The organism is Pseudomonas sp. CBS, from assembly GCF_024734645.1.
Taxonomy (GTDB): domain Bacteria; phylum Pseudomonadota; class Gammaproteobacteria; order Pseudomonadales; family Pseudomonadaceae; genus Aquipseudomonas.
This window is the reverse complement of the sequence record NZ_CP102929.1, coordinates 4497589-4507914: the sequence shown is the minus strand read 5'-3', so window position 1 is coordinate 4507914 and position 10326 is coordinate 4497589. Positions and strand designations below refer to the sequence as shown.

The 10326-nt window shown below is 59.1% G+C and carries 8 protein-coding genes; 6 read left to right on the top strand and 2 right to left on the bottom strand.

Annotation, left to right across the window (positions count from 1 at the left end):
• Positions 1–138 precede the first annotated feature (138 nt).
• Positions 139–477, top strand: coding sequence for a tryptophan synthase subunit beta (locus NVB75_RS20740; protein WP_258343063.1), 339 nt, complete (start codon positions 139–141; stop codon positions 475–477).
• A 42-nt stretch (positions 478–519) separates the two neighbouring features.
• Here NVB75_RS20740 and lapD read toward each other — a convergent pair whose 3' ends face one another.
• Positions 520–2466: a cyclic di-GMP receptor LapD gene (lapD, locus tag NVB75_RS20735; protein WP_258343062.1), complete on the bottom strand. Its 1947-nt coding sequence runs from the start codon at positions 2464–2466 to the stop codon at positions 520–522.
• Positions 2467–2480: 14 nt separating this feature from the next.
• Positions 2481–3173: a cysteine protease LapG gene (lapG, locus tag NVB75_RS20730; RefSeq protein WP_167665764.1), complete on the bottom strand. Its 693-nt coding sequence runs from the start codon at positions 3171–3173 to the stop codon at positions 2481–2483.
• Positions 3174–3441: 268 nt separating this feature from the next.
• On the opposite strand from lapG, the gene NVB75_RS20725 reads away from it, so the two are divergent.
• The 5 genes from NVB75_RS20725 to NVB75_RS20705 all read left to right on the top strand — a co-directional run bounded on the left by NVB75_RS20725 (position 3442) and on the right by NVB75_RS20705 (position 10217).
• The gene (locus NVB75_RS20725) at positions 3442–4152 is read left to right on the top strand and encodes a GntR family transcriptional regulator (RefSeq protein ID WP_258343061.1); all 711 of its coding nucleotides are present in this window, start codon (positions 3442–3444) and stop codon (positions 4150–4152) included.
• A 503-nt stretch (positions 4153–4655) separates the two neighbouring features.
• Positions 4656–5420, top strand: a complete 765-nt coding sequence (locus NVB75_RS20720; protein ID WP_258343060.1) for a DUF3050 domain-containing protein — start codon at positions 4656–4658, stop codon at positions 5418–5420.
• Positions 5417–6364 (top strand): diiron oxygenase, encoded by a 948-nt coding sequence (locus NVB75_RS20715; RefSeq protein ID WP_258343059.1) that lies wholly within the window; start codon positions 5417–5419, stop codon positions 6362–6364. Before NVB75_RS20720 ends, NVB75_RS20715 begins: the two co-directional genes overlap by 4 nt.
• Positions 6361–9771 (top strand): amino acid adenylation domain-containing protein, encoded by a 3411-nt coding sequence (locus NVB75_RS20710; RefSeq protein ID WP_258343057.1) that lies wholly within the window; start codon positions 6361–6363, stop codon positions 9769–9771. The genes NVB75_RS20715 and NVB75_RS20710 overlap by 4 nt, the downstream gene beginning before the upstream one ends.
• Positions 9768–10217 (top strand): SRPBCC family protein, encoded by a 450-nt coding sequence (locus NVB75_RS20705; protein WP_258343056.1) that lies wholly within the window; start codon positions 9768–9770, stop codon positions 10215–10217. The genes NVB75_RS20710 and NVB75_RS20705 overlap by 4 nt, the downstream gene beginning before the upstream one ends.
• Positions 10218–10326 lie beyond the last annotated feature (109 nt).

Below are 10326 nucleotides of genomic sequence, written 5' to 3'. Positions count from 1 at the left end.
TCGGCCGCCCAACCGGGCGGCCGATGTCCATTAGTGGCTCGTCACTGGCTCTGTGGGACGATTGCACCGCATACTCGCACCCATTACCCACCGTTAGCCTGTGTTGATGGCTGCGGGCTTCATTGCTGAGGGATTGTTATGTTTTATGTGCAACGTGATGCCCACGGCGGGCTGATTCGCGTAGAGGCCGCGCCCTTCACCGAGTCAACGGAAACGCTGCCGGCCGATCACCATGAGATTGAAGCGTGGTATGCCAATACGCTCGTCGAAACCAGCTTGAATCAGCTCAAGCAAAGCGACCTGGAGATGATTCGGGTGCTGGATGACTTGATCCAGGTATTGACCAGCAAGGGGGTGATTCGCGTCACCGACCTGCCGCCGGCAGCCCAGGCCAAACTGTTGGATCGCAACCAGGCGCGGGAAGCACTCGGTGGGCTGAACAGCTTGATCAACGATGAAGAAACCGGGCTGATCTGAGGCCACAGACGGTAGCCACTGCCTTGGCAGCGGCTACCCGCATTACTTCCAGGGCGCCGGCTCGCCAAATAACTGCCCCTGCACGCCGAAAACGCCCATCTCGCAGATCACCGCCAGCTCACCCTCGGTCTCCACACGCTCAGCGATCAGTGGCAGGTCAATGCTGTGGGCGGCGCGCTGGATGGCTTCGATAAACAGGCGTTTGTCGCTCTCTTGGTCGATGTCGCGAATGTAGCTGCCGTCGATCTTCAGGTAGGCCAGGCCCAGGCGCGCCAGGTTGCCAATCATGCTGAAGCGCCCGCCGAAGCGCTGCAGGCTCAAGGAGAAATTGAGCTCGCGCAGGCGATGGGTCAGTTGCTCAAGCGCCGCTTGTTCCGGCAGTTGCTCTTCGCCGATTTCCAGGGTCAGCCGTGGGCCAAGATTGGAGTGTTGACGCAACAACTCGAACACTCGATTCAGGGCTTGAGGGTCGGCCAAGGTCGCGGCCGACAGGTTCAGCGCGAGGGATTCGGTGTGGCCGGCCATCTGCTTGAACACCAGCTCCAGCATCATGCGGTCAAGGCGCGCCGACCAGCCGAAGCGTTCAAGCCATGGCAGGAAACGCCCCGCCGCAATCGTCTGTCCTTGGTCGTCCTGCAGGCGTGACAGCACTTTGTAGTGCAGCACCATCTGCGGGTCGTGGCTGGCAACCACCGGCTGGAAATAGAGTTGAAAACGTTGCTCGGTCAACGCACGGTCGAGCAAGGTATGCCAGGCATGATGGTCATCGCCAACGCTGGCCGGCGCGCTATGGTCCAGGCACACCCAACTGGTGTCCCCTTGGGTCTCCGCCTGGGCCAGGGCCTGGTCGGCCAGTGTCAGCACGGCTTGGGGTGCGTCGCCATGGTTGAACGGTGCCAGGCCGATGTAAGCGACCGGCGTGACATCGCTGGCACCCGTGGCTTGCAGGCTAAGCAGGACGTTTTCCAGGTTTTGCGCCAGCTGCAACGCCTCTTCGCGTACCAGCCCCGGCGCCAGCACGGCAAACTCGCCGCCGCGGATCCGGGTGACCAGGTTGTGGGTTTCCGGGTACGGCTCGCACTGACGCAACAGTTGCTCGCCCACCGCCTGCAGCAATTGGTCGGTGCGCTGGCCGCCCAGGCGCTGGTTGAGCCCGGCCAGGTCCTTGACCCGCAAAAGCAGCAAATAACCGGAGTTGGTCTCCTCCGGATTACTCACCCGGGCGTTGAGTTGCATCTCGAAATAGCGCCGGTTAGCCAGGCCGGTGAGGTTGTCCTGGTATGACTCGACCCGCAGCCTTTCACTGCGCTCGGCCTGCTCCTGAAACAGCGCCTTGAGTTTCTCCACCATCTGGTTCATCGCCTGCACCACACGACGTAACTCCGGGGTGCGCGGCAGCTCAGGCAAGCTCAAGAATTCTCGACGGGCAATCGCATGGGACTGTTTGACCATGTAGTCCAAGGGCTTCAATTGTCGGCGCAGCAACAGGGCTCCCAGCACGGCGCTGACAGCGCCACACAGCAACAGCCAGCCAAGGCTGCCAAGCGCGCTTCGCCAGAGCTTGGCCAGGGCGAACATCGGGTGGCTGACTACCTCGACCCGTGCCGCCTGTTCCCAGCCACGGTTAACCAGGGCGTCGCCGCCCGCCGGCTCCAGGCCGATCAGGTTGACGAACCATTTGGGCACGCCGTCGCTGTCGGGGGTACCGTTGCGTTCGACAATGACCTGGTCATTCTTCAGATCTACCACGCGGATGCTGGCGTAGTAGCCGCTGTCGAAGATCGAGCTGACCAGCAACTCCACCATCGCCGGGTCATCGATATTGGGGGTCAATGACAGCGCCAATGCGGTCGCGGCGTCCTGCGCATGGGAGCGCAACTGGTTGACATATTGGGTGCGCGAACTTTCCAGGCTCACCATGAAGCTGCCGCTGAAGGCGACCACCAAAAACAGACAGATAGCGATCAAAAGCTGTTTGAACAGAGACATCTGTACAGGTACTCCTAGTTGGCAGGCTCGGCTGGAAAGCCTTCCGCACGCATTTTTTTCAACACATCCTGCCAGCGTGACAAGCGTTTGGTATCACCGACTTTTTTGTCGCCCTTGGCGCCCGGCAACCATAAGCCTTCAGCATTGAAGGAATAGACAGGCAGCAAGTCGGTACGCTGGCTTGCCGGCTGGATTTCATCAGTCAGGCTGTCGAGCACCAGCGGCATCGCGTCCGGCGTCGAGTAATAGGTCAAGACCATGTGGGCGCGATTCTGACGCAACGCCTTGACGTAGGTAATGCGCAATTTGTCGCTGGCGACGCCCAGATGACGCAAGCTGAAATACTTGGCGATTGCATAGTCCTCGCAATCCCCGGCGCCCTTCCACAGGCCTTCGATAGGGGTTTCCCAATAGTCCACCTGGTGCCACAGGTCGATGTCTTCCACATAATGCATTTGCTTGTTGAAGAACAGGTTGACTACTTTAAGCTGCTCCAGCTCGCTGACTTGTTTCTGCGTCGCCAACAACCGTTGCCAGGCATCAATGCGCTGCTGCCCTTCTCCCAACGGGCCGTACAGTGCGGTCGCTTTGCGGCTGATCTGGGAGAAATCCCAATCGGCATGCAACCCGCCAGGCAATAAGCCAGCCAGCAATAGCACCGAAAAAAGCCAGCGCAGGACCCAAGGGGGAATAAAACGTACCGCCAAAGCGTTCAATCCGTAGAAGAAGACGGAGTAGCGTTGGATGGTGAAGGTTCGAATGGTAAAAAACAATGGCACGGTGCAATCACCGCGGCAGCACCCATTTTTCCATCGCGGCCGTAAGACGCAGCAAGCAAGAAATGTGGGTCAAAAAGCAGCGTTGTTGAGTCGCTTACAAGCCGAAACCTTGCCTGTTTGACAAGCTTGTGGACAAACTCTAGTGTGCATTGGATCCAATTAGCCACCTCACCCTGAAAAGGAGGATAGCGTAGTCGTGACGCAGAAGCCGAACCCTTTGAGCAGCATCCAGATCAGCGGGCCTATCCCCGCCCATCTCGCTCGCTCCGTGATTGAAGAAACATTGCGCAACGCCATCCTGGATGGCCGCTTGCCCTGCGGCACCGCCATGCGCCAACAGGAGCTGGCCAGCTTGTTCGGGGTCAGCCGGATGCCGGTGCGCGAGGCATTGCGTCAACTGGAAGCCCAGTCACTGCTGCATGTGGTCACCCACAAAGGCGCGGTGGTGGCCCCGCTGATTGAAGACCATTCGGCGGAAACCTACGCTCTGCGCATACTCCTGGAATCCGAAGCGCTGCGCTTGTCGATTCCCCTGCTCACGCCCGACGACATTGCCCAGGCTGGCGCCTACATTGATGCGCTGGAACAAGAAAGCGACTACACCGAAATCGGCCGGCTCAACCGCCTGTTTCACATGGCGCTGTATGGCAAGGCAGGCAATCAGCGGCTGCTCAAGCTGGTTGAGCACGGCTTGAACGAAGAGGAGCGTTTCCTGCGCTTCAACCTCGAAGCCATGGGCCTGGGCAAGACGTCCCAGGAAGACCACCGGGAACTGCTGGATTTGGTGGCAAAAAAGAAGATCGAAGAAAGCATCCTCACGTTGCGTAACCACCTCACCCGCGGCATGGAGGTGATTACGGGTTACCTCAGGAGCCTTGAGCAGAGCGACGATAAAACATCGCTGTGAATGCTTCTGGGAACTGAATCTCTCCCTTCGACCACATAGCGCTGCGAAGCCGCCTGGGTCAGGGGAGCTCAGTGCATTACGGCGGCGAAGTTCTTGCCCGGCGAAACATTAGTTAAAAACAACCACTCCAGCTTAATATTTAATACCCAAGGAAACTTCCCACACCTCATATAACATACCAACTACAGCAACACATTTATTTGCAAAAACTTATAAAACTAAAAACCGCTGAACACCCAATCAGATTATCGTTTTTTATTATCCATACTCCCAATCTCCCAAACCAATAGCGTGAACCCATGCTCGGGCGTCACTGTGAGTGGCGTTCCTTTAAATAAAGCCTTGTGTTTTGTCACAGCGTGCGACTTCTTTAATAACGGAGCCAGCCTCAAGCATGGCTAATCCGCTATCAAGGCATCCGCGCGCGTGAAAACCAATGTTTATTTGTCGCTGAAGCAAAACGCTTTTATCAGGGAAGAGACAACGACTTATAGGCATCGACCATGCTCCAACACTCACACCTGCTTAAACAAAAAAAGCTGCAGTTGCACAGCCATCCATTATTTTTACAAATAAATACGCTCCAACAGTTGCACTACTTTATGGAGAGCCACGTATTCGCCGTTTGGGACTTCATGACACTAACCAAGCGCCTGCAACATGACCTCACTGGTATGCGCCTGCCCTGGTTACCGCCAACGGACCCACAAGCCGCTCGCCTGATCAATGAAATCGTATTGGGCGAAGAGTCGGACGCGTACCCCGGCCACGGACACCGCAGCCACTTCGAGCTGTACCTGGAGGCCATGCGTGAAGTCGGCGCGAATACGGCGACCATCGAGCGGTTCGTCAGCCTGCAACGTGACGGCGACGATGCAGAAACGGCCCTGCAAAAAATCGATATTCACCCTGTCGTGGCCCGGTTCGTCAGAAGCACACTGCAGGTTGCGCTGAACGCACCCACCCACTGCGTAGCAGCTGCCTTTCTGCACGGCCGCGAGAGCGTCATCCCGTCAATGTTCAAACGCATCCTGGAGAGCTGCGAGATAGCTCATCGCCAGGCGCCGACCTTCTGCTACTACCTCAACCGCCACATGGAAATCGACGCCGAAGAGCATGGCCCGGCGGCGGCGCAATTGCTGCAACGCCTTATCCTCGCCGACCCGCGTCGCGAGCAGCAAGCCAACAGTAGCGCCCTGGGCGCCGTGGAAAGCCGCCTGGCCTTTTGGGACGGGTTGTACCTGCGCCTGTTGGAGGTGAGCGTATGAACCCTGCCGACTACCGCTCATTTGCCGACGACTGGGAGCGCCGCGCGACTATCCGCACGCGCCCGCGCCGCTTGCTGGAAAATGATCAAAAGTTGATTTATCCCTTGAGCCGACAACCCTTGGTGCTGAGCGCGACCTTTGTCGATCAATGCCCACAGCATCGGGATTTTGTCTTGCTGCAGACGTTCTACAAGTTCATCAACGACGTGGTGATCTTTGAAACCGAGATCGTCGACAAGACCGCACGCAGCATTGCCAAGAATCGCTTTTCAGAGCCCTTCCCGCTCGCCTGTCGCTACGACGCCATGACCGTAGTCGTGGATGAGGATTACCACGCCCTCGTCGCCCTCGATTTCATGCAACAGACTGTCGAGATGACCGGCATCCCGCCCCTTGAACTGCCTGGGCAAATCGAGCTGAGCCGTGCCTTGCCTGCCGCGCTGGCGCTGGCCCCCGAACACCTGCGCGATGCCGTGGAGTTGATCGCCGTGGCCATCGCCGAAAATACCGTGACCCATGACGTAGCGGCGTTTTCCAAGGACGACAGCGTCAAGCAATCCATCCGTGGTTTGATGGCCGACCACTTGGTTGACGAGGGCCGTCATGCGGTTTTCTGGACGCGTCTGGTGCGTATTTATTGGCAGTCTGCCAACGCCTCGGACCGCGACTGCATCGCCCGGATCCTGCCGGTATTTCTCCAGCATTATTTGACCCACGACCTGCAAAAAAACTTCGACCTGCAATTGATCGAGCACCTGGATGTCAGTGACGACACGCGCTCTGCGCTACGCGCTGAAGTGCAGGCGATGGGCTTTCCCATTACCCGCCAGCACCCACTGATGGGCAATATCATGGGGTTCCTGAATCACAGCGGCCTGCTGCAAACGCCGAGCGTGGTTCGGGCGTTGGATGCCTTTCTTCCGGCATCAGGAGGGCACCCATGAGGCACCTGAAAATTGGGCTGACGGGTTCCAGTGCGGCGTTGAATGAAATCAGTGAGGCGCTGGCGCAATTCGGTCATGGGTTGGTGCGAGTACAGGATATAGCCCGCGTCGATCTGCTGATCGATGACGGTAGCGAGGAGGTTCCGCCAGGCCTGACTTGCACAGCCTTGATGAGCCTGCGCGTGGGTATGGGAACGTTGACCGACTGCGGACTGCCAACCCTGCAGTTCAGGTGTTACGACCACTCACGGCGACTTCTGGCGACTCTGGACGTTGCCGACGAAGCCTGTGGGAATGGTCAACGGTGGCGTCAACAGGCAGTCAGCGACTTGGTGGAATGGGTGGCCCAGCAGGTGAGTGGGTTCTCCCGGGACCCGGGCTACTTCTCGCAGACGGCCGTCGCCTCCGATGATCCGGAACACGGCCTGCAAGCGCTCGCATCGCTGTCTTACCTGCATCGCTTTAACCAGACCGCCGATGCGGAGTTGTGGCACCAAGCCCAGGTGCCAATGATCGAACGACTGGAAAACAGCCTTCAAACCTTCGCCGACCGGCCGGCGCTGAACATGGCTGGCAGCGTGCTGAGTTATCGACAGTTGCATCGTATGAGCCTGGCCATCCAGCAACGTCTGGGGCCTCTGCTTAGGCACCACGACACACCGCCGGTGATCGGTGTCTGCCTGGGCAAGTCTCCAGAGCTGTACGCCAGCATCCTCGCGGTGCTGGCCTATGGCGCGGTGTACCTGCCCCTGGAGCCAGGCCACCCGCTGCAACGCCAGCAAGTCATGCTGGAAACCGCCGGCGTCGCGGTGCTGCTGGATGACGGCAAGCATCCACTGCGGGACGGTTTTTCTGCATTGGATGTGAGCACGCTCGACACCGCCGGCAACCCGCAGCTAATGCGCCAGCGCCCATCCATGGACGCAGCCTGCATGGTGCTCTATACCTCGGGCACCACCGGCCAGCCCAAGGGCGTGCTGCTCAGTCAGCACAATCTGGCGCATTTCACCGCGTGGTTCGGTGGCCATGTACAACTGAACGAACACAGCCGGGTCTTACAGTTCTCGCCCTTGAGTTTTGACTCTTCGCTGATGGATATCTTCCCGAGCCTGATGGCGGGCGCCGAGTTGATCGTGCCCAGTGAAGACCAGCGACGTGACCCGCAGCAACTGGTGGAGCTGATCCGCCAACAACGTATCACTCACGCCTTCCTGCCCCCCGCGCTGCTGAGCATCCTGCCGCTGGATGAACCCTTGGGCCTGGCCCATGTGATCACCGGCGGTGATGTGTGCGAGCCCTGTGTCATCGAGCAACTGGCGGGGCAGTGTCGCCTGCACAACTTCTACGGCCCCACCGAAGCCACCGTACTGGCGACCCACCGCACGTTGCTGCCAGGCGACAGTAACCGCAACCTCGGCACGCCCATCGCCAACAGCCAGGTACTGATCCTCGACGAGCAGCTACAACCGGTGGACGAACAGGTGATGGGCGAGCTGTACATCGTCGGCCCTGGTGTCAGCCTGGGTTACCTCAACCAGCCTCGCCAGACCGCCGAGCATTTCGTACACCTGCCGTTGCCCGACGGGCAGACCTTGCGGGCCTATCGCAGCGGCGATCTGGCGAAGTGGACGAAAAGCGGGATCGAACTGGGCGGGCGGCGGGATCAGCAAGTGAAGATCCGTGGCTTCCGGGTCGAGCCGCAAGAGGTCGAACATTGCCTGCGCAGCAGTCAGCTGTTTCGCCAAGTGGCGGTGGTGATTGATCGTGACCGGCAAATCCTGGCCTTTGTGGCCCAGCCCGAAACACCAGACGCCCTGACTGCACTGAAACAGCATGCCCGGCAAACACTGCCGGACTATCTGCAACCAACGCTGTGCACGGAGCTTGCGAGCATGCCGTGCACGCCCAACGGAAAGGTCGACCGCCAGGCATTGCTTGCGCTACCGACTCAACCGCTGCCGACCACCCATCACGGCGAACCGCACACGCCGATGCAAGTCCAGTTGCTCAACCTGTGGAGCGAGTTGCTGGGCGTACCGGTGACGCTGTTGTCGACGGATGAAAGCTTCTTCAATCTCGGTGGCCATTCCATCCTCCTGTCGAGGATGCTGCTGCGCATTCGCGAGCAGTTCGGGCGCAGCCTCTCCCTCAGCCGTTTTTTTGAGACCCCCACGGTCCGCACCCTCGCGACGCTGATGGGTGACGATGCACCTCCCGAAGCACCGACCGGCCAGGCAACCCGGGATGCGCTGCGTGAGCTGCATTTGCAGGCATTGCCAGAGGACCGGGCGGGCGAACGTCGTAAAGTGATCGTGACCGGGGCCAACAGTTTTCTCGGGGTGCATATCGTCGAGGCGTTACTGGCCGAGGGCGCACTTGAAGTGGCGTGCCTGGTGCGCGATCACCCTGGACATTCGGCGACCGAGAGGTTTGCCGAGGCACTGCGCGAGTACCGCCTGGAACACCTGGACCTGAGCCGGGTGCGGGTGTATGCCGCCGACATCAGTCAGCCGCGTCTTGGCTTGGCCAGCGAGGCGTATGAGTACCTCGCCGGGGCGTTCGGCGTGTTGGTGCACAACGCCGCCCACGTCAATCACGTAATGGACTACGCCACGCTGGCCAAGGACAACGTCGAACCCGTGCTGGAATGCCTGCGCCTGTGTGAAACCCGGTGCAAGAAGGTCTTCAACTTTATCTCGACGCTGTCGGCGGCCAGTAGCGTCGACGCACAAGGCCAGGTTCTCGAAACACTCGCTGCCACCAACCCGCCGCTCTACATCCAGAATGGCTACAACCTGTCCAAATGGGTCGCGGAACGCTTGCTGGGACGGGCCGCCGAGCAAGGAACGTGGGTCAATATCCACCGTCCCGGGAACATCAGTTTCAACAGCCGCAGCGGTGTCTGCGAACCACAGAAAAATCGCCTGATGTTGATGCTCAAAGGCTCACTCCAACTGGGCCTGGTGCCCCGCCTCAAGCTGAATTTTGACTTGATGCCCGTGGACTTTCTTGCCCGGTTTATTGCGTTCCACAGTGGCCGCTGTGGTGATGGAGGAACCGTGTTCAACCTGCACAACCCGCGGCCCTTGAGCTGGGAAACCTACGTCGACGCCTTTCGCCAGGCAGGCCATGCATTCGAACTGGTGAGCGTCGCACACTGGCAACGTCACCTGCACACAGTAGATAGCCGCAATGCGCTGTTCGGCGTACTGGGTTTCTATCTGAATGGCGTGGGCGAGGACATCGGCGATACGTCAATGATCCGGCATGACAACGCACAACGTGGCGTCGAGCAGATGGGCACGCACTACCCCGAGAAAAATCCGGCGCTGTTACGCAAGGGCTGCGAGTACCTCAAGAGCATCGGCTTCCTGCCGCCAGGCTCTCAATTGAAGGAAACCCTATGAAACCCGATACATTGATTCGCAACCCTTGCGGCAAGCCTGTGGTGTCTTCAGTGATGGTTGCCTGTGATGCCGCACGTGCCTGGGCGGTAGTCGGTGATTTTTCTGGGTTTGATAGATTTATCCCCGCCTTGTCTCACATCGAAATGACCGGTGAGGGCACGGGATCGCTGCGCAAGAAATGCTTCCACGATGGGAATCTGGTGGTGGAACAACTCAACAGCCGGGACGAGCAGGCCATGCACATGACCTGGACAACGATTTACAACACCTTGGGCGTGGCACGGCTGTGGGCAGCCATGGATGTCGAAGCATTGGGAGAGCGCTGCTCACGGGTGACCTGGACGATCATCGCCGAACCGGTTGAACAGGGCATGGAAGGGTTTGAGCCGTTTGTGCAGGCATTCGCCGACAGCGCGCTGGAGAATGTGCGGGCGATGCTTGCCTGAACGGTAGGAGCGAGCTTGCTCGCGAAAAACGAATAGGCGAAACGGGCTATCTGATAGCGCTGCGTTACCGTTGACGTTCTTCGCGAGCAAGCTCGCTCCTACAGGTTAA